Origin of the sequence: Bacillus multifaciens, from assembly GCF_030756675.1 — a bacterium.
In the GTDB taxonomy this organism is placed as follows: Bacteria; Bacillota; Bacilli; order Bacillales; family Bacillaceae_G; genus Bacillus_A; species Bacillus_A multifaciens.
In genome coordinates this window covers 1-20,065 of the sequence record NZ_JAVBXD010000004.1, presented here as the reverse complement: position 1 = coordinate 20,065, position 20,065 = coordinate 1, and the positions used below count along the sequence as shown (strand labels likewise).

22 protein-coding genes and 1 pseudogene are annotated in these 20,065 nt (G+C 33.4%); 14 read left to right on the top strand and 9 right to left on the bottom strand.

Annotation, left to right across the window (positions count from 1 at the left end; translation table 11 throughout):
* The first annotated feature begins 29 nt into the window (after window positions 1-29).
* The 5 genes from Q9306_RS04140 to Q9306_RS04120 all read left to right on the top strand — a co-directional run bounded on the left by Q9306_RS04140 (window position 30) and on the right by Q9306_RS04120 (window position 3,296).
* Window positions 30-1,082: a metallophosphoesterase gene (locus Q9306_RS04140; RefSeq protein ID WP_306195942.1), complete on the top strand. Its 1,053-nt coding sequence runs from the start codon at window positions 30-32 to the stop codon at window positions 1,080-1,082.
* A gap of 139 nt (window positions 1,083-1,221) precedes the next feature.
* Complete coding sequence (locus Q9306_RS04135; protein ID WP_306195585.1) at window positions 1,222-1,797, top strand: MarR family winged helix-turn-helix transcriptional regulator; 576 nt, start codon at window positions 1,222-1,224, stop codon at window positions 1,795-1,797.
* A complete protein-coding gene (locus tag Q9306_RS04130) occupies window positions 1,794-2,090 on the top strand; it encodes a hypothetical protein (protein ID WP_306195583.1) in 297 nt (98 codons plus the stop codon). Before Q9306_RS04135 ends, Q9306_RS04130 begins: the two co-directional genes overlap by 4 nt.
* Window positions 2,091-2,224: 134 nt before the next feature.
* The gene (locus tag Q9306_RS04125; RefSeq protein ID WP_306195581.1) at window positions 2,225-2,857 is read left to right on the top strand and encodes a YdbC family protein; all 633 of its coding nucleotides are present in this window, start codon (window positions 2,225-2,227) and stop codon (window positions 2,855-2,857) included.
* A gap of 31 nt (window positions 2,858-2,888) precedes the next feature.
* Window positions 2,889-3,296, top strand: coding sequence for an NUDIX hydrolase (locus tag Q9306_RS04120; protein ID WP_306195579.1), 408 nt, complete (start codon window positions 2,889-2,891; stop codon window positions 3,294-3,296).
* 172 nt (window positions 3,297-3,468) lie between these two features.
* On the opposite strand, the gene Q9306_RS04115 is transcribed toward Q9306_RS04120, so the two are convergent.
* The 4 genes from Q9306_RS04115 to Q9306_RS04100 all read right to left on the bottom strand — a co-directional run bounded on the left by Q9306_RS04115 (window position 3,469) and on the right by Q9306_RS04100 (window position 6,011).
* Window positions 3,469-4,206: a ZIP family metal transporter gene (locus Q9306_RS04115; protein WP_306195577.1), complete on the bottom strand. Its 738-nt coding sequence runs from the start codon at window positions 4,204-4,206 to the stop codon at window positions 3,469-3,471.
* 301 nt (window positions 4,207-4,507) lie between these two features.
* Window positions 4,508-4,693: a cold-shock protein gene (locus Q9306_RS04110; RefSeq protein WP_020061359.1), complete on the bottom strand. Its 186-nt coding sequence runs from the start codon at window positions 4,691-4,693 to the stop codon at window positions 4,508-4,510.
* 87 nt (window positions 4,694-4,780) lie between these two features.
* Window positions 4,781-4,984: a cold-shock protein CspD gene (gene cspD / locus Q9306_RS04105; RefSeq protein WP_000176366.1), complete on the bottom strand. Its 204-nt coding sequence runs from the start codon at window positions 4,982-4,984 to the stop codon at window positions 4,781-4,783.
* A gap of 274 nt (window positions 4,985-5,258) precedes the next feature.
* A complete protein-coding gene (locus tag Q9306_RS04100; protein WP_306195566.1) occupies window positions 5,259-6,011 on the bottom strand; it encodes a class I SAM-dependent methyltransferase in 753 nt (250 codons plus the stop codon).
* Window positions 6,012-6,628: 617 nt separating this feature from the next.
* Between Q9306_RS04100 and Q9306_RS04095 the strand changes: the two genes are divergently transcribed.
* Complete coding sequence (locus tag Q9306_RS04095) at window positions 6,629-7,513, top strand: GNAT family N-acetyltransferase (RefSeq protein ID WP_306195564.1); 885 nt, start codon at window positions 6,629-6,631, stop codon at window positions 7,511-7,513.
* A gap of 178 nt (window positions 7,514-7,691) precedes the next feature.
* Here the strand turns inward: Q9306_RS04095 and Q9306_RS04090 are convergent, their stop codons facing one another.
* Window positions 7,692-7,979 (bottom strand): hypothetical protein, encoded by a 288-nt coding sequence (locus Q9306_RS04090; protein ID WP_306195562.1) that lies wholly within the window; start codon window positions 7,977-7,979, stop codon window positions 7,692-7,694.
* Between the two features lie 222 nt (window positions 7,980-8,201).
* On the opposite strand from Q9306_RS04090, the gene gnd reads away from it, so the two are divergent.
* On the top strand, window positions 8,202-9,107 hold the full coding sequence (gene gnd / locus Q9306_RS04085) for a phosphogluconate dehydrogenase (NAD(+)-dependent, decarboxylating) (protein WP_306195560.1): 906 nt from the start codon (window positions 8,202-8,204) through the stop codon (window positions 9,105-9,107).
* An 88-nt stretch (window positions 9,108-9,195) separates the two neighbouring features.
* Here the strand turns inward: gnd and Q9306_RS04080 are convergent, their stop codons facing one another.
* Window positions 9,196-9,816, bottom strand: coding sequence for a cyclase family protein (locus Q9306_RS04080; RefSeq protein WP_306195558.1), 621 nt, complete (start codon window positions 9,814-9,816; stop codon window positions 9,196-9,198).
* Entirely contained in the window at window positions 9,803-11,317 is a 1,515-nt protein-coding gene (gene zwf / locus Q9306_RS04075; protein ID WP_306195556.1) for a glucose-6-phosphate dehydrogenase, read from the bottom strand. The genes Q9306_RS04080 and zwf overlap by 14 nt, the downstream gene beginning before the upstream one ends.
* Before the next feature lie 475 nt (window positions 11,318-11,792).
* Between zwf and Q9306_RS04070 the strand changes: the two genes are divergently transcribed.
* Window positions 11,793-12,266, top strand: a complete 474-nt coding sequence (locus Q9306_RS04070) for a GNAT family N-acetyltransferase (RefSeq protein WP_306195554.1) — start codon at window positions 11,793-11,795, stop codon at window positions 12,264-12,266.
* Window positions 12,267-12,331: 65 nt separating this feature from the next.
* Here the strand turns inward: Q9306_RS04070 and Q9306_RS24555 are convergent.
* A pseudogene (locus Q9306_RS24555) lies at window positions 12,332-12,433 on the bottom strand (metallophosphoesterase family protein); the annotation flags it as partial.
* A gap of 164 nt (window positions 12,434-12,597) precedes the next feature.
* Here Q9306_RS24555 and Q9306_RS04065 point away from each other — a divergent pair.
* Both Q9306_RS04065 and Q9306_RS04060 read left to right on the top strand, forming a co-directional pair.
* A complete protein-coding gene (locus Q9306_RS04065) occupies window positions 12,598-13,398 on the top strand; it encodes a DUF6414 family protein (protein ID WP_306195552.1) in 801 nt (266 codons plus the stop codon).
* Between the two features lie 73 nt (window positions 13,399-13,471).
* Window positions 13,472-13,831, top strand: a complete 360-nt coding sequence (locus Q9306_RS04060) for a hypothetical protein (protein WP_306195550.1) — start codon at window positions 13,472-13,474, stop codon at window positions 13,829-13,831.
* 173 nt (window positions 13,832-14,004) lie between these two features.
* Here Q9306_RS04060 and Q9306_RS04055 read toward each other — a convergent pair whose 3' ends face one another.
* The gene (locus Q9306_RS04055; protein WP_306195548.1) at window positions 14,005-15,408 is read right to left on the bottom strand and encodes an HD domain-containing protein; all 1,404 of its coding nucleotides are present in this window, start codon (window positions 15,406-15,408) and stop codon (window positions 14,005-14,007) included.
* A gap of 165 nt (window positions 15,409-15,573) precedes the next feature.
* On the opposite strand from Q9306_RS04055, the gene Q9306_RS04050 reads away from it, so the two are divergent.
* From Q9306_RS04050 to Q9306_RS04035, 4 genes are all read left to right on the top strand, one after another.
* Window positions 15,574-16,161, top strand: coding sequence for an O-methyltransferase (locus Q9306_RS04050; RefSeq protein WP_306195546.1), 588 nt, complete (start codon window positions 15,574-15,576; stop codon window positions 16,159-16,161).
* Window positions 16,162-16,367: 206 nt separating this feature from the next.
* A complete protein-coding gene (locus tag Q9306_RS04045) occupies window positions 16,368-17,471 on the top strand; it encodes a toxic anion resistance protein (RefSeq protein ID WP_306195544.1) in 1,104 nt (367 codons plus the stop codon).
* 23 nt (window positions 17,472-17,494) lie between these two features.
* The gene (locus tag Q9306_RS04040) at window positions 17,495-18,325 is read left to right on the top strand and encodes a DUF3974 domain-containing protein (protein WP_306195542.1); all 831 of its coding nucleotides are present in this window, start codon (window positions 17,495-17,497) and stop codon (window positions 18,323-18,325) included.
* 638 nt (window positions 18,326-18,963) lie between these two features.
* Entirely contained in the window at window positions 18,964-19,830 is an 867-nt protein-coding gene (locus Q9306_RS04035; RefSeq protein WP_306195540.1) for an MBL fold metallo-hydrolase, read from the top strand.
* The last annotated feature ends 235 nt before the right edge of the window (window positions 19,831-20,065 follow it).

Sequence of the window (20,065 nt, the reverse complement as noted above, 5' to 3'; positions counted from 1 at the left end):
TTATTTTATTTACTTTATATACGCTGTTAATGATTTACATTGGCTGGAACGGTTGGGTATGGATACATACGACTTTTCATATTCAATCTTGGGGATATTATGCGATTGTAGTTGCACTATTATCATACGCTTATATTCTAGATCGAGTGGTTAATTTTACTTCACCACTTAGAACAATTGGTTCTTATTGGTTTGCAGTTATCCAATATGCGGTCATACTCTTACCAATAGCGGATGTAGCTGTGCTTATTTTAAATTGGTTATCGTTTCCGAAAGAACAATCCATTTTTTGGACTGGAATGATTGTCCTCATTACTTTTGTGTTTATTTTTGCATATGGAACATTTAATGCGTATAGTCCAGTCGTACGAAAATACGAGATTCATGTACCTAAAAAAGTGAGCAATCGTAAAACACTTCGAATTGCAATGGCTTCAGATATGCATTTTGGTAAGCTGTCTGGCTTGTCTCATTTGAAAAGATTGGTTCATCATGTAAATCATATGAAACCAGATATTATACTTTTACCTGGAGATATTATTGATGATCATCCAGAGTATTTTATAAAAAAGAATATGGGACAAGTGATGAAACAAATGCACGCTCCGCTTGGCGTATATGGGGTGTTAGGAAATCATGAATATTACGGCGGAGCGATTCCTGAATTTTTGCAAGAAATGAAAAAGATTGATGTAAATATTTTATTAGATGAAGTTGTGAAAATTGAAGATTGGTTTTATATTGTAGGGAGAAAAGATAAGACGGATCGAGATCGGAAAAGTTTTGAGGAATTAATGAGTGCTATGAATAAGAGTCTTCCCATCATTGCAATGGATCATCAGCCATTTGAGTTAAAGCAAGCTGAATCATCAGGTGTTGATGTATTACTGTCTGGACATACACATAGAGGGCAAATGGCGCCGAATCATATTATTACAAGAAGAATGTATGAATTAGATTGGGGATATGTACAGAGAGATTTATTTCATGCAATTGTTTCTTCTGGATTTGGTTTTTGGGGACCACCGTTAAGACTTGGCAGCCGATCAGAGATTATTCAAATCGAACTTACATTTGATTGAGTAGCAAGGGACAAGATACCTTTGCTACTTTTTTATTTAATATGTAAAGTGACTTCTTAGTCACTATGTTGACATGTTTCTTGGTGGGGTGGTATTCTATATTAGTCAACATGTTGACTAATATAGAAGGGAGCTACATATGGATATAAATCTCTTAATGAAAGAACTGCATGCTATGCAGCAAAGTTATGCAACTTTATTTTCGGTTGTCAATAAGGTGCAAATTCGTGGGGATGAGTATTTAGAGGTATTAACTTCCCGGCAGCACATGGCTCTTATTGCGATTGCGCATTTGCCAATTGAAAGCACGACCCTTATTAATATTGCGAAAAAGTTAGGTACAACAAAGCAGACTGCTAATAAGTTAATTACAGGCCTTGTGAAAAAAGGGTATGTTAAAACTGTGCCGAGTAAAACGGATAAGCGTTCGATCAATATCGAGATTACTCCTGAAGGAAAAGAAGCGTTAATTGCTTGTTCTGAAAAATCCACTTATTTTTTAGCAGATATGTTTCATGATTTCACAACTGATGAAATTGAAACATTTTGGAGATTATTACAAAAACTCTATCGCTTCGACGGTGAACAACAAGATGGTTTTGAAGAAAAGGTAAATCTCGAAGTTGATGAGCAGATGAAGTTAAACTTAGATAACTATGAGGAAAAAGTCTTGGCTGAGTTTTCGAAACGCCGATATGGAGGGACAGAATTGTGAGTAAAGTTTATGTTAGTAATATCTTTTATCAGAAAGCAAAAGATACTGAAAATAAGATTAAGGAAAAAGTCTATTATGTAAAGAATACCATCCAGCAATCAATTTCTCAGACAAAAGACAAGTTTTACCGTAACAAGAAACGAAACCGAATAGGCTATTGTGGATCAATTGCCACTGCAATACTTATCATGGTCGCTTCTTGGTTGACCGCAACAAATTGGCTATTCTGGATAGGTGTAGTAAGTATTTTAAGTAATGCTTTATTGTATTGTATAAGTTTTATTAAAAGATAATTTTGTGGGTGAAAAAATGTATTTCTTTTTGTAATTCTATTATTTCTAAAATTTTGATATTTCTATCAAACCCCTTTAAAATAAAAGTATTAGGTTTTAATGAAGCTTTCACGGGAATTAAGGGGGAATTTTGTATGTTAATTAAATCTATTATTTGTAATGTTAGCGACAAAAAAAAGGAATTATTTTCAGTTGCTCAAGAACAATGGAGCGAGTTGAAGGGATTAGATGGTTTTTATGGACAAATCGGGGGATGGGATGAATCAGAAGCTTGTATAGTTAGTTTATGGGAAAATATGAAAATGTACCAAAGCTTTATGAATGAATCACACGATAAGATTTTTAATGATAACAACCAAGAGAGTACGTATACATCATGTGAAACAGAGTTATATCAATCTTTATTTAATATAACAGAGACTCCATTTGTTGAAGCATTAGCACATAGTTCTTTTTTACGAGTAGCAATTTGCGATGTAAAACAAGAGAGTGAAAAGCAATTTTTACATATGCAAGAAACGGTTTGGAATCCAAGGATAGCGAGAGCTGAAGGGATGATGGGCGGTGTTGTTGGAAGAGCTCTTTCTTCAAATCGTTACATTGTTTTGTCATTATGGAAAGATGCGAATTCTCACAAGCAGTATGTGAAAGAAATACTTCCGCAATTACTCCATACAGCTAATCCATCTCAGCAAGTGTTACATCTAGAAGGGAAGCAAACAGCACTTGTTAGTTCTTGGTCTGTATTACCAGTTCATTGTAAGTAGAGTTAGCAGTTTCTTTAAAGGAGGAGTAGGTTTGCCTTATCCGAAACATATTGTAAGTGCCGCAACAGTCGTGTTAAACGATAAAAACGAAATTTTACTTTTAAAAGGTCCAAAGCGAGGCTGGGAGCTTCCAGGTGGTCAAGTGGAAGAAGGAGAAGCAATCCCAATAGGTGCCATTCGGGAAGCGAAAGAGGAAACTGGTATTGATATTGAAATTGTGAAGTACTGCGGAGTGTATCAAAATGTTTCACAGTGTATATGTAATCATTTGTTCGTAGGAAAGCCAATTGGAGGACAATTTACAACGAGTAGTGAAAGCTTAGAAGTTGGCTATTTTTCAATTGAAGAAGCGCTTCAAATGATAACATGGAAAAATTTCAAAGAGCGCATTTTACATTGTTTAGATGAAGACAGTCAGCCATTTATGGTGACTTTTTAAGGGCAGTCAAATACAAGGAGAAGACAGCGGTTTGTAAAATATACTCACCGTCTTCTCCTTGTATTTTTTATAAAGGCGGTAAATCAACTTTTCCTTCTTTAAATATAAAGTTTTAGAAGCATCACCAGTAAGCTCGTTCTTTGATGAAACTATAAAGTGGATAGGGGACTATTCAATGATGACTTACAAAGGGCATAACAACGATAATAAGTAAACATCCAACAACAGTCCAAGAAAGAAAAGAGAGTAATGATAGGTTCTGTTTTGCTTTCCAAAGGATTTCATGGATTGTTACATACCCTAAAGAACCGATGGCGCTTCCCATTATTAAGCTGGGTAAATGAATCGTTTTACTGTTAATGATCATACCAAACGCAGTGCTTAAACCAAGAATGATTGATAAAAAGAGGATGATTAAGATAAAAGGTATATATTTATGCTGAGTAAATAAGAAAGCGATAATTAAGGCAAGGCCTTCGGGAACATGATGAATAATAATGGCTAGTAAGAAAGAAAGAGTGGATTCATGATGCGTTGTAAAAGCAGTTCCTAACGCAAAACCGCTAGGTAGATTGTGAATAAAAATGGCAAAGGAAAGAATTAAAAAAGTTTGCCATGTTTGGTGATCGTTTTTATGTATCATAAACTGATGACAGTAGTGATCTATTAAACGCATCATTAAAATTCCAATGGTACTACCGAGGATGGGTCCGATTATTTCATAACTTGAAAATGTTTCTGGAATGATTTCAAATAGTAACAATCCAAGTAGAATCCCACCGCAAAGAGCGTATAAGCGAAATGTTTGTTCTTCCACTATTCGTTTTGTTGCAAGTCCGACAATTCCGCCCAATAGCAACCCACCAAATGAAAAAAACGTAACAATTATCGGAAGCCAAAGTCGCTCCATAACACCACACTCCATTTTTATCTCTCAATTTTAAGTAGTAAAGTTCTTATTTTAAGGTGATGAAGTAAAGAAAATAGTTGGGAGTTAGCCGCTAACACGGTACTTGATGGGTTCAGTTAATAATTAGAGATGAGAAGAAAAGCTCAGCGATTAAAATGTTACTCTATAACAACTTATTATGATCAAGAAGAGGTTAGTCCTAAAATTGAAGAGGGGGAGTTATTCATATAGATTTGGAGTCAAACTAGGAAGTATAAAAAAACCTTGCAGAGCATATTCTGCAAGGTGCTTACAAAAAAATTTATCCCAATCGAGGCAATAAACGTTCTCCGCTTTTCATTTCACTTCCACATAAAGGACATTTTGGATGTTCTTCAAATGCAAAGTTTTTTCGCATCCACCCTAAGCACTCCTCTGACTCACATTCCCAAACTGGGATTTCTTCCGGTGCTACTTCTGCAACGTCGTTCTTTTTATTACGATACATGAGATCACTCCTTTTATGTGAAATAAGTGTTTATATAATTAAAAAGGTTGTTAACCGTTCATGTTAACAACCTTTTTATTGTCTAAATTATAGCTTTACAACGTTTTTAGCTTGAGGTCCGCGGTTTCCTTCTTCAACTTCGAAGCTAACTTCTTGACCTTCGTCAAGAGATTTGAAACCGTCGCCAGTAATAGCTGAGAAGTGAACGAATACGTCGTTTCCGTCTGCAACTTCGATGAATCCGAAACCTTTTTCGCTGTTAAACCATTTTACTTTACCTGTTAATGTCATGGTAAATGCCTCCTAAAAATAAAAAAAATAAGTGTAATATGATCCGTCTTATTTCTAATGAAAATAAAAATTCACATATTATCAAAAACCCATAAGGAACGCATATCATCCCTATTGATGCTTGATAATATGTGAAGTGGATTTGCCTGTATATCATATTCTATGGTTTCATTTTACAATGAAATGAGAAATATTGCAAGTGATGGTAACATTTTTGCTTTTGCTATCATACTGCCTCTCCATGCAGAGTGATTTAGCTTGGAGAGGCGATGAATTAAAAAGAAGCTACAATGTAAAAGCGATGTGCTTTTATTTCAATAAATCCATTTTGTTGAATGTGGTTATGGACATGAAGCAATTGCTCTTCATATTTTGATACCGAAAAATCAGGAATTTGCCATGGAATTGCTTTTAAATAATAGATAATGCTACCGATGTCGTAAAAGCGCTGGTAAGGAAAGTATTCTTGTTGTTTAAGGATTTGAAATCCAGATTGTTTCAGTTGTGAGGAGGCATATTGCATATCCCAATAACTGTACTCACTTTCAGTATATGCATGAAGAAGGTGGTTTAATTCCAAATTATCTAATCCACCAACTTGTTGAGTAATAAAAATACCGTCTGGCTTTAAAGTTCTTATTACTTCTGTTTCGCAATATGATTCATGTTTGTTAATAATCAAATCAAATTGATCGTTTGCAAATGGCAAATGCGTATCATCTTCGATTGCATGAACAGCTACACCTAAAGGTTCTAGTTTAGATTTTGCCAAAGCGATATTTGGAGCATATCCTTCTGTTGCTGCGGTTCTAGCAGGGAGAGGGGTTAGTAAAGATAAAAACTCGCCGCCACCAGTTCCCATATCAAGCATGTTATCAACATGATGCATATATTGTAATACGATTGATGAATAGCTCCATGGAAGTGGTTCTGTACTTAGTCTTCCAGTATCTTCAAGGAATGAGAAATTCCATCCTTGAAAAGGTTGATTAGCTTGTTTAACAAAATGGTAAAAAGTATCCTTCATGGTTATTCCTCCTAAGTATATTTTATAGTTTGAATATAAGAGGAGGTCCACGATATGCGTTACAGTTACTATATGTCTGTTACATAGTGATACATATGAAAATTCCCTTTCTAAATAAAATACATTTTGAACTATTTTAAACTATTATCACTAGATAGCAAATGAAAATTAAGAAAATTTTAATTGTTCGATGTTTTTTGAATAGAGAAACGATATAATGAATTAAATAGCTGTTGTACATGAAAAATTAAGATGGAAGTTTTATTAAAAAAATAAGATGTAAAGAATTAGGAAAATGAAAATAAAAAATAAAAAATGAAAATCAGAAAATGAAAAATGTGAAATAAAAAACTATATTTGATCAACTATATTTAGTTTAGAACAACGCTTAAAACCAAGTGTTTACAGTGTTTGTTATATAATTATTATATTAATATATAAGAATATTCTTCTATTCGACTTTATAATATTACAAATATATTTTTATTAATATAAAACTTTTTTAAAAAATTTGTGATAATATGTTGAAAGATAGCACTTATTCTTTACATCACTTCATAATATTTACAGCCAAAAAGTAAGGGGAATAAGTAGTAATTTGCAAGTGGAGGAACAACATGGATAAAATTATGGTTTGTGCTAATTACACGTTTGAAAATGAGCGAAGAGAGCGATTATACGATTTGTTTGAAAGAGTATTTCACATTCCAACACATACATTACAAGATTTTTATAAAAAAGGATTTTGGGATGAGACATACTCGCCGTTAACTTTATTTGAAGAAGATGAAGCCATTGCAAATGTATCTATGTTTTCAATGCCAATGATGGTAGGGGGAGAACGTATAAAAGCAGCTGGTATTCAATCTGTAATGACACATCCTAATTATCGTAAAAAAGGTTTTATGAAGCAGCTGTTTGGTGAAGTGTTGCAAAAGATTGATGAGGAGTATAACTATTCATTTTTATTTACAGAAACTCCAGAGTTATATACACCATTCGGTTTTAATGTAGTAAAAGAATATATAGCGACTTTACAGTATGAAAAGAGTGAACAAAGGTTATCATCTATTCGAAAATTAGATTTTTTTGATGAAAAAAATGTGCAGCTTATAAAAGATATATTTGAAAATAAAGAACGTCTTTCACGAGTTTTTGCACCGTTACACTATCAGTCATCTTTCTACTTAAATATGTATGATGAAAAATGGAACAAGAAACTTTATTTTTCAGAAGAACTAAACGCTATACTTGTTTATGAAATTGAAGAGGGTGTATTGAAGTTATACGGAGTAATAAGTGAATTGATGCCTATTTTAGATGAACTATGTGCGGTAATTCCAGAAGCATTCCACACAATTGAATTTTATTTCTCTCCTGATCAATTAGGGGTGGAGGATGCTGATTTAAAATTATATGAATCAAAGAAACGTTTAATGGTAAGAGGAGAACTTCCTGTTGAATTTAATGAGATGAAGTTTCCAATCCTAGCGGAATTTTGATTTTTGTTAGAATTGTTGTAATGTACATAATATAACATCGATTTTAGAATAATGAATATTGTATGCGCTGTTATTTCCAATTTTTATTATTGGTATGTTAAATCTTTTGAAGATACATAGATCAGATAAAAATTTGTTTTCTATAGACAGTACTTTACATAAAGAAACACTCATCTTTTCATAATTGATGAGTGTTTTTTGTTATAACAAATTTTTCTTCTATCCAATTTACGATGTTTTCAAGCATCGGTAAGCTAATAGAGTGGTTTATGTGAGGATAGAGAGTAAGTGAGAGATGAGATTTTGCAATTTCTCCAGATGCTAGAGCTAGTTCATGAAAAGTTTGATTGTATATACTTGAGCCCCAGCCATGATAAATAATAATCGTAACGTGTTTATTATCATGTGTAGGCTCAAATAATAAATAATTGATGTTATTGGAATGCGTGAGTTGTTTTTTATACATGGTAACACCCCTTTTAATTGTTTGAAAATTCAAATTCCGATGTCTAGTTACAGTGTATCTACTAATACGAATTTGTGCAAAATATATTTGGAACGTGTTTATTTTTATGTAATTTGTGATGAGGTGTTTTAGGGCGAGTTTATGTTTTCAAGTAACTATATATTATCAATATGGAGAAAGATAAGTACATAGGAAAACTTCTTTTTTTAGGAGGAAATGAACATGAAAATTGGTTTAATTGGTTTAGGGAAAATGGGACTTAACTTAGGACAAAACTTAATTGATAAAAAGCATGAAGTAGTCGCGTTTGATTTAAATACAAATGCGGTGAAGGAAATAGAGGGATACGGGGCTATTGGAACAACTACATTAGAAGAACTCATTCAAGAATTAGGCAAACCGAGGATAATTTGGATTATGGTTCCACATGCTGTTGTTGATTCGGTGATGAGTGAAGTTAAACCATTTTTAAGTTCAGGAGATATTGTAATTGAAGCGGGTAATTCCCACTTTAAAGAATCGATTCGGCGTTATCATGATTTCAAAGAAGCTGGAATTCATTTTATGGATGCAGGAACTTCTGGTGGAACAGAAGGTGCGCGTCACGGGGCTTGCTATATGATTGGCGGAGACCCGGAGGCTTGGGCTATTGTAGAACCTATTTTTCGGGATACAGCGGTAGAAAATGGTTATATATATGCAGGGAAAGCGGGGAGCGGTCACTTTTTAAAGATGGTTCATAATGGCATTGAATATGGAATGATGGCTGCCATTGGTGAAGGATTTGAAGTGTTAGAGAAAAGTGAATTCGATTATGATTATGAAAAAGTAGCGAAAGTGTGGAATCATGGTTCAGTTATTCGTTCATGGCTTATGGAACTGACAGAACGAGCATTTTCTAAAGATGCAAAATTAAATGAAATTAAAGGAATTATGCATTCTTCAGGTGAAGGGAAATGGACAGTTGAAACAGCTCTTGATCTACAAGCGGCAACGCCTGTTATCGCTATGTCATTACTAATGCGGTATCGTTCGTTAGAAAATGATACATTTACAGGGAAAGTAGTAGCGGCATTGCGCAATGAATTTGGTGGCCATGCTGTGGAAAAAAACGAGAAGAACGAATAATTGGTGTTATTAAAGTTATACCAATATTAGTATTTTAAACAGCCCTATTCCAATTGAAATAGGGCTGTTTATTGATTACAAAAACAGTTCAAACTTGTATATCTTTAAAAAGAAGAACACGTGCTGGAGAGGCATCTGTACCAACTAATTTTAATGGTGCTGCCACCATAAAGTAGCTGTCAGGTGAGACTTCATTTAAGTGTAATCCTTCTATAACGATAATATCTGCGCCAAATAATATTTTATGAGTAGGATGCCCTGGTTGACTACGCTCAACACCAAGTGCATCAATCCCAATCCCTCTAATGTTTCGGGCTGCTAAATAGTTTGCACCGTCCTCTTTTAAAAAAATAAAATCAAAGTTAAATTCGTTTTCATATGAATTCTGTGTTTTAAATAGCACAAAATCATTAGCTTGAATATCAAGATTTTCTAAATCAGCTTTTGTAATCCTATCTTTCACAGCTGTTAAGTCAAAAACTTTAGCAGTTCCAACTAATTTTTCTAATGGAATGGTTTCGAATGTCTTTCCTTCACGAATCATATGAAGAGGTGCATCGATATGTGTACCCGTATGAACATCTAATTCAATACGTGATTCGGTTACATGAGCATTTGTGACTTTAGAAAATTTCGGCTGTTTTTCGGGTTTATTTTTGTAAACAGTCATTCCTTCAAAAATAGGTGTTGTTATATCATATATTTTCATTGTCACTCTCTCCTTTGAAACGAGTTGTTATAGTTGGCCACCAATGAAAATCATCTTTTTCTAATAGGACATCAGATTCCTTAGGACCCATTGATCCAGACTCATAGTTCGGGAATTCTGTAGCTTTATTATTTGACCAAACATTTGAAATAACATCAACAAATTTCCAAGAAAGGGCCACTTCCTCCCAATGTGCAAAATTGGTTGAATCACCACGCATGCAATCATATAAGAGTATTTCATAGGCCTCGGGTGTATTCATTTTATCTGCACAGTTATTACAATAGCTTAATCTAATGGGAGTTGATGTTACACTGCTATTTGTTTTTTGTGCATTTAAATGCAGTGTAATTCCCTCATCTGGCTGTATATGTATAACGAGTAAGTTAGGATGGGTTTTTCTTTCTTGACCCAAATATAAATTCATTGGCAAATCTTTAAATTGTATAACAATTTCAGTTGATTTTTCTTGCATACGTTTGCCTGTTCGAATATAAAAAGGAACGCCCGTCCATCTGAAATTTTCAATCATTAGCTTACCTGCAACAAATGTTTCTGTATTCGATGCTGGATCTACGTCATTTTCTTCTTTGTAACCAACTACTTTATTTTCGTTTATGATGCCAGGACCATACTGTCCGCGAACGAAGTATTGTTCGACTTCATTATTCGAAAGCGGTTTTAACGCGCGGAAAATCTTAATTTTTTCGCTGCGAATCTCTTCTGCAGTTAGCTTAATAGGCGGATCCATCGCAAGAAGAGCGACCATTTGCAGCATATGATTTTGTACCATATCGCGGAGAGTACCGGAAGACTCATAATAACGTCCTCGATCTTCCACTCCTAATATTTCACTTGAAGTAATTTGAACGTTAGCAATATATTGACTGTTCCAAAGAGGCTCAAAAATAGCGTTGGCAAAGCGAATCACTTTAATATTTTGGACCATTTCTTTTCCTAAGTAATGATCAATCCGGTAAATTTGTTCTTCTGTAAAGGCCATGCGCAGTTGATTGTTTAGTTCTTGAGCTGAGTCATAGTCATGTCCAAATGGCTTTTCTATAATTAATCGAATCCATCCTTCTGTAGTAGTTAATCTTTCTGATTTTAAATTCGTAGCAATTGTTCCAAAAAAATCAGGTGCCATTGCTAAATAAAAAATGCGATTTCCCGCCGTGTTATATCTATCATCAAGTGTGCTTAACAAACTTTTAAGCTCATGATAAGAAGAAATGTTTGTTACATCAAAAGGATGATAGTAGAAATGGGAAGCAAATATATCTTGACCGCCATTATCATCTGGAAAGTGATGAATAGATCGTTTGACATTTTCGCGAAATATTTCATTAGACCAAGGTCTTCTAGCAACACCAACAACAGCGAAATCTTCAGAGATTTTTCCGCTTTGATATAATCTGTAAATGGATGGGAACAATTTCCGTTTTGCTAAATCACCTGTCGCACCAAAAATAACAATAATAGCTTTAGGAGTTTTTATCATGTAATAAGCCTCACTTTTATTGTAAATAAGTTCAAACTTAGTATGTGGTTTATTTGGGAATACATGTAAGATATAGGTTGGATAATTCACTGTAGATTATTGAATGATGAGAATTACTTAGAAAAAAAGGAAAACTTTAGGTAATAAAGAAATACATAAATACAAATTAAAAAATCGACATAAAAACCTTCTTTCTTTTTAGGCGGCCGAGAGCATCTGGCCGTGCATAGAAGCGGTCAGGGCCTTTTTCTGCCACAGGCAAGGTTAAACAAAAGGAGAAAGCAAGTAGCGGTCATGTCGGATTAAACATAGCAGCGGATTATATGTCGGGAAATTAAAATGGATATATAGAATGAAACCAAAGATGTGGGTGATTTGGAAATGCCAAGCATTTGTGTAATTTCTATAAACGTAACAAATAAAAAACAAGCGAAAGAAGAAGTAATACAATTTTGATTGAGTAGGGGAGAATTAGATGGAATTGCAATTAGAACCAGTGACGAGAGAGAATTGGCAAGAGGCTCTAAAATTAAAAGTAAAAGACGTTCAAAATCATTTTGTTCCTATCGTAGCAGTATCGCTTGCTAAAGTGTTTATTAAACCAGATGGTGATCATGTGAATTATCTGCCCTTTGCTATTTATGAAAAAGAGCGGGGGATGATTGGTTTTGTGATGCATGCTTTTGTTGAGAATACGAATGATATGTATTGGATCAATGGCTTTATCATTGATGAAAAGCATCAAGGGAAAGGATACGGCCGAGCGGCGCTTTGCGAGATGGTGAAATGGATTATAAATCAATATCCGCAGTGCAAAGAAATTCGCTTAACAGTTCATAAAGAAAACGCTGCTGCTCGTCAATTATATAAAAGTTTTGGTTTTGTGGAAGCAGGAAAATTTGATGAAGAAGAAGATTTATTGCGCTTTATAATTGACAGGGAAGAATAGATGAGAGACAAACTTCAAGGTGTATTTAGTATCTATTTCAATAATTTTTATTTTGTAGATTATGACTGATACTGAACTAACCTAGAAACATAGATTTCAATAGCGTTATCGAAATCAATCTTGTTATTTAGTACGTCAAGGAAGCTGTCTTCCCAGTTTCCATTAATGATGGAGATACGGATACCTTTTTATATAATTAATAAATATAAGAATATAAGCGTAAAATTTTTTGTTAAAATACACAGATATTAATTCGTAAATCTATATCTATGTATACAAAAAGGTATTATAATAACTGAATAAACAAATGTTTTTTTAGGAGGAACTATTTTTGAAAGAGTTGGTATATTTAGACAAGGATGTTATCCATTCTTTTATTGCACAAATAAATAATGAATTGATCGGTACGACGAAAAGTATAGAGGTAAAGGAAAATACGCTAGGGCAGCAGTATAGTACTCTAAATGAATTTGAAGATTATCTTCATAAAAATTCTTCTTTAATTAATTTTAATGAGCAGAAAGACAGTGAAGAATTGGCTCCAGGTACATATGTGAAGTTTACTTCAAGTTTTCAACCAATAAATTTTGATGTTGTTCAAAAAATGATAAATGATAAATTTATTAAATTTCTCTTTAATAAACTAGAAGAAGCCAAAAATGTAGAAGTACAAACTATCCTTGAACAAACATTAACACTCGAACAAAGGACTGTTTTTCTGAATGAACTTGAAAAAACTTACGAGAATATGGTGAGTGTGCAAAAGAATAAGATTCATTCAGTGAAAGATATGTTGGTATATATTAAAGAGGCTATTCCATATAGCTCATTTATAAAGATGGATAATTGTTTAATACCAGTTAAGGAGTGCTATTTAACAGAGAGCATAGGGGAACTCGCTTTTAAATATGGTTCAGCAGATGCATCAGTTGAAATTACCCTTATTGGAAAAATAACAAAAAAAATAAATAAAAAAGAAATATATTCTCTAGACTATTCGAACCTGATAGATAAGCAACCAAGTGAAATTTTACATGAATTTTTAGGATTTCCTACAAATTTGCTAGGAGGATTCGGAGTGGTAGCAGCAAATAATTTTATCATTTCGCCAGTTGCTATGTATTTTGAATAAGTCTGAATTTCCTGTTTTTTCTTCCTGTGTTACAATTTAGATGATGGACTTATAAAAAGGTAGGAGAGAGAACATGGGGAGAGAAGTAGGCTTTGATGAAGAAGGGGTAATTTTAAAATTAAATGGGGTAACAGGTTTCTTTGCGGTGAAATTATCGTTAAAAATGCCATTTCACACAATAAAAAATGTGTTTGTAGACTATTTTGATGCTCCGCAATGGATGCTTCGCATGCCTGGAACATCAATTCCTGCCCTTAACATTTTTGAGGGAAGTTTTAAATATGCTGATGAATGGTATTTTCTTTCCTATGAAAATAGAGTACCTCTCGTCATGATTGAATTAGAAGGTCACGAAAAATATAAGTATGTTATTTTTGAAATTGATAATCCTACTAAGGTTGCAGCAGATATTCGGAAACGTATGAGAGATTAGTAGAATTTATTTATTTGAATATATTTTTTTATAAAAGGTGGTACAATTCTAAATTTGTACCACCTTTTATATGTTATTATACAATTTACTCATATTAGTGAGGTTATGGAAACAAAGACTTTATGTTGCTATACAAGGGAACAATTGTTGCGTTTATTAAATATGTATAGAGCTTATTCACCGTGAAACGCTTTATGAATCGCCAACTGTGCTTTAGAAGTATTAGCGAAATTCAACCACTTAGCCTCAAGATGAATGGTAGGAGAATCAATTATCATTTCAACAATATCTAGGTGTGAAAGAGTAGTCGTAATTGATGTTTTATCGCCGTTTATTTTTGCAGAAGACATATGTATTGCTAGTTTTGTGTCTACTGCAAATGCAAAATCGATAATTGTTGCTCCTTCCGGTAAATGAATTGGCTGTAATTGTGGTGTGAAAACAACGATTGTATCTTGAAAGAGTTCGTAGGAAACTAAATCATAGAAAGTGAGCGCATCTTTTGTTAATTCCAAGTTGTTCATAATTGTATCATCCATAAACTGCTCAGAAAGCTGCTGTACTTGAGAATGCGGCATATCGCTAGAAAGTATAGAAAAAATACCTCCATCATATATTCGTTTACTATCTTCAGTTTGAATATATATAGCGATCTCGTGGTTATCGATTTTAACTTTTGTTTTCAAACATTTGTTAAATAAATTGCTATTGATGGAAATTGTATCTTCAAATTGATGTGGAATTGGTTCGTATAATTGATGTACCATTCCAAGAATTTTATAACAATCTAAAATGGATGAAGTTGTAATATGAATTTTTGAAACCATTGTTACATCTTGAATGACTTGTAGACGAGAGTAAGCAGTATTAATAGGACTTATTTCATAATCCAGGTGCCATGTTAATAGTTCGTCATGAAAGCTTTGCATGTCTGTAGAAATGGTATCTGTTAGATGGCGTAATATTTGATTGTAATTATGTAAAAGTTGTTTCATACCTTTGTACTTTTGATTATGGAGATAAAAAAATGCAAGATCTTCTAATTCATATTGTATCGTTTTTAAATGTAGCTTATGGCAAAGTGGAGCAAATATCTTTATTGTTTCGTTTGCATAAGGAACTTGTTTATGTTTATTTTTTACTTGCAGTGTTCTCATATTGTGAAGACGATCTGTTACTTTTATAATGATCACTCGAATGTCTTTTTGTGCAGCCATAAGTAATTTTTTGAAATTAATTGCTTCAAATTCTTCTTTATTTTGTACAGATTTTTTATCCACTTTCGTTAGTCCATCGACTATATAAGAAACTTCATTTCCAAAGTGTTTTTGTATATCTTCCAATGTATAATTTGTATCTTCTACGACATCATGTAATAATGCCGAAATTAATGTTACACAATCAGCCTTGCAATCTAGCAATATGTCTGTAACAGCAAAAGGGTGTAGAATATAAGGTTCTCCGGATATACGAAATTGTCCTTCATGTGCTTGTTCAGCGAATGTAATAGCAAATTGAAACTTCTTAAATTCATTTTCAGTTAAATAAGTAGCTTTATCAATCAGTTGTTCTTTCACGAATTCACCTTCATTTTTTTGTTTTTTTCAATTAAGTAATAATAGTTCGCCTTCATACAGGAAAAAGCCTTTCTAATAGCATATAATTGTAGGTAGACCTACATCTTATTTTTTGACATCATCCATATACTATTTTTCATGTTTAGAAATGAAAGGGGAATATGTATGAGAATAGAAGTAGAAAAATTACTGCAAGATCTTGAAGTATTCGGATTAGAACATGATCACACAAAAGAAACGAGAGAAGAAAGATTGCGTAATGTTTCTAAAGAAATGGGGCAGTTTTTATCTATTATGGTGAAAATGTGTGAAGCGAAACACATATTAGAAATTGGAACATCGAATGGATTCTCTACAATATGGCTAGCTAATGCTGCCGAGAAAACAAAGGGGACTGTTACAACAGTTGAACTTTCATCGAAACGAGTGGCAGAGGCGAATGAAAACTTCCAAAAAGCAAACCTCACAAACTATATTCATATCCATAATCAAGAAGCTGGGGCATTTTTATCAGAACAGCTAGACAAGTCGTATGATTTTATTTTTTTAGATGCAGAACGCACGCAATATTTATGGTGGTGGGAAGACTTAAAACGTATTTTAATGCCGAAAAGTATCATCGTCGTTGATAATGCAACTTCGCATGCAGAAGAATTACAGAATTTTTTTGATTTAGTCGAAGAAGAGAAGAAGTTTGAAACAGTGTTATTGCCTTTTAAGATGGGTGCTTATGTTATGAGGAAAAAAAGTTAAATAGAATATATAAGAAGAATTGTTAGCTTGTAAACAAAAGAATACGCCCTAAGAATGGAAGTTTCTCAGCCTTAAGTCTGAGGACAATTAAAAATACAATAGGTATACTTATAATATAAAACGGAGAATGATTGTAAAATAGGTCGTTTAAAGAAATGGCCACTTAACCATAATTATAAGTGTATGTATATAAAGGAGCGATTTTGTTGACGGAATTGCAAAAGAAGGAAATCTTATCACAGGACAATATAGAAGTAGTAGTAGATTCAGTCATTAAAGATGAGGAATTAGCTGAACTAAATAAAGAAGCTGATTTGTATGTACAAAAGTTAAATAGTGAACATAATGCAGATCTTTCAAAAGTACTGGCACAACTTGCTGATTTAGGAGATAAAGAACAACGTGACGCAGGGCAAACATTAACGGCATTAAAACGCCCAGTAACGGCGATGATGAATGGGAAAAATGAAGATATCCCTAAAACTTTGCTTGATTTACGTAAAGTTGTTTCAGAATTAGATCCGAACTCACTAAATGCATCTGGTATGAAACGAATTATGTTCAAAGTATTTAAGAAAAATCCGATAGAAACCTATGTTCATAAATATCAATCCATTGATAAACAAATTGAAGAGATTATAAAGGCGCTATTAGTTGGTCGTGATAATTTACGAGAAGACAGCGTCGGTTTAGAAATGTTAAAAGAACAATCCGAGCAAAAGATTCATGCGCTTGATAAACAAGTGTATTTAGGGAAGAAGCTTGCGGATATGTTGGAAGTAGAAAAACAAAATCCAGAGCGGCAAAAAGATGTTCCGTTAATTAACGATGCGCTAGAAAAGATACTTGTACGTACGCGTAACATGCAGCAAGCAAAGAGTGTCTTACTTCAATCTATTGCCTCTGTTGATATCATTAAGAAAAATAATGAAAAGTTAACAGAAGCAATTCGAAATGCAATTACAATGACGCAAAACGTTGTTACAGTTTCAGCAGCTATTCAATTGGCGCTAACGAATCAAAGGAAAACAATTGATGCTGTAAACGCGACAAATGAAGCAATCGAATCAATGATATTAAGTAATTCACAGGCGTTAAAACAAAATACAGAAGAAACGACTAAGTTGTTAGAAAATCCAGCAATCGGCATGGAGAAACTTCGCGAATCATTCCAAAACGTATTTGCGGCGATTGAAGCGTCTGAAAAATCAACAGAACGTATTATTGAATCGAGTAAAATGTTTGTAAAAGAACTAGACACGTTCAACGATGAAATGAAAAAGAAGCTCATTCAGCGTCCAACTAAATAAACTACAATAGAGGAGGTGAAAACATGGGTTTCTTTGAATTTATTTTGCTACTTATCGGCATAGTCCTTTTGATAGGACTTACAGCAGTAATTTTACTTGCTTATTTTGGCCGAAAATTTTATTTATCGTGGACAAAACCGTATAAACGAGTGACAGACTCAATGGAGCGTTTATCACACAGCACAGTACCATTTTTACAAGAATTCACGCAACATCCGTTGTTTTACCGCTGGATTCGTATGGAGGGAAGTAGTAGTCAAAAAGCGTTTACCGTCCTTTTTTGTACATCTAACGATCGTACAAAGGAACAAATTTTTTCCATGTTGCCGAAGGAAAAACAGAAAAAACTCCACTATACTGTAAAAACAACAAAGCAAGTTACAAGTGAAGATATGGAAATGACGACGATGAAAGTAAAAGAGTTCTTGAAAAAGGAGTTAACGCAACCATCCAAGCCAACAGATTTCTCGTTTTACAAGTTGTACTTTTATGACCGTTATCCAGATGCATTAAAACATATTGAAATATACAAACGCTCAGTAAATCCATCATTGCAAAGATCTATTGATGATGTGACAATCTCTGTACTGCAAGCTATTCCATACTATCAAGAAAATCGTATGTTTGAACAGCAACATAAACTCGAGACTTTCTTAATGAAAGACTTAGTAGATATGTTATCACTCATTGCACAAATACCACCGGCGCAGCGTTCAGAGAAAGAAGAAGAGCTTACGATCTATCTAAAAGGATTTCAAAAAGAGATGGAAACAGTAGAACGTAACATTCGCAACGCTGTCGATCACGATTTACAAGTGAAGATGCGTGCGGCCAAAGAGAAATTTAAGAACTAAACAAGCGAGCATTGATATATCAATGCTCGCTTGTTTAGTTTAGGAGTGTAAATATTAAAAATTTCATGTACCGTAATGATAATAAATCTATTAATAACATAAAAGCAAATCATAATAAACCACTTTTTGTATGATTGCAAATGAATAACAAACGTTGCTCATTGGAAAAGGGTTTTTTCGAAATTTTTAATTTCTTTTTCTTAATCTAAATGAATTTTTTGTTTGGAATATGAATTCTTACATATGATTCAACATGGGCTGATTGTGTTGGGTAGGTATTAAATTGGTTCACATGAAGTTGCGTATTGGATGTATCTCATTTATATAAATTGTAATATAATCAATATAATTGAAAGATGAGTTCGGACTGCAAAAAAGATTAAAAGTAACAAGTACTGAGAAAAAATATTCCTGTCTGAATTAGCTTAAACGGTAGGAGAATATAGACAAACAATTAGTTCCGATGAAACAGGGCTATTTTGTTCAACGGAAAAATAACCATCAGTATTTGTATTGCATTAGAAAAAATATGAAGAATGATTATATTTTGATGTATTCATTTACTAGTAATCAAAATACAAAGCTAAGAAATTTCTTTGGTGGCAGTTCTTACACAGTCATAAATGGAGGCAATAGTTATGCAGCAAATTAAAAAAATAGGACATTCATTTTGGTATATGACACCTGTTTCTGAAACAGATAGACCTATCTTAGGAATGGTAGTTGGAAAAGAAAAGACTTTGATGATAGATGCAGGTAATTCAGAAGCACATGCACATTTGTTTTTAGAAATGCTAAACGAACAAAACATCTCAAATCCTGATTTCGTTGCATTAACACACTGGCATTGGGATCATATTTTTGGATTACCTGTATTAAAAAATGCTTTGTCTATCGCGCATAGTGAAACAAAAGAAGAGATGAATACACTCGTTTCTTATGAATGGACAGATGAGGCCTTGGACATACGGGTAAAAGAAGGTACAGAAATTGAATTTTGTGCTAGTTGTATAAAAAAAGAATTCAGTGAACAACCAAGAAATATTCAAATTGTCTTACCGTCATTAACGTTTCAGAAACAACTTGAATTAGACCTTGGTGATGTGACATGTGTGTTAAAGCATGTGGGAGGTGACCATTCACATGACTCCGTTGTTATTTATATTAAAGAAGAAAAGATATTGTTTTTAGGAGATTGTATCTATGCAGATATTTTTTCTTCGAAGTGGAACTATACAACGAAACGAACGTTTGAATTAATACGAGAATTAGAGAAATTTGATGCTGAGACCTATATTCTTTCACACGGGAAAGCAATTGATAGAAATGAATTTTTGCAAGAGATTCGTTTGCTAAAAACAGTAGGTACCTACACGGAAATACATAAAGGCGATGCAGAAAAAATAAAAACGGCGTATAAACAAGAACTTGATAGAGAATTAAACGAAGATGAGTTAGAAACAATAGAGTACTTTGTAAATGGTTATGAAATGGTTAACTTGTAACATACTACTTTATTCCGAAGAACGACATTAAATACAAAAGGGCCACTCTTTTAGAGAGAGGCTCTTTTATATATATAAATACGAATTAAAAAACTGACATAAAACCATCTTTTTTTAGGTGGGCGAGAGCATCTGGCCATGCATAGAAGCGGTCAGTGCCTTTTCCTGCCACATGCGAAGTGAAAACAAAGGGAGAAAGCGAGTGGAAGCTCCTTTTTTTCTGCATAGCAGCAAT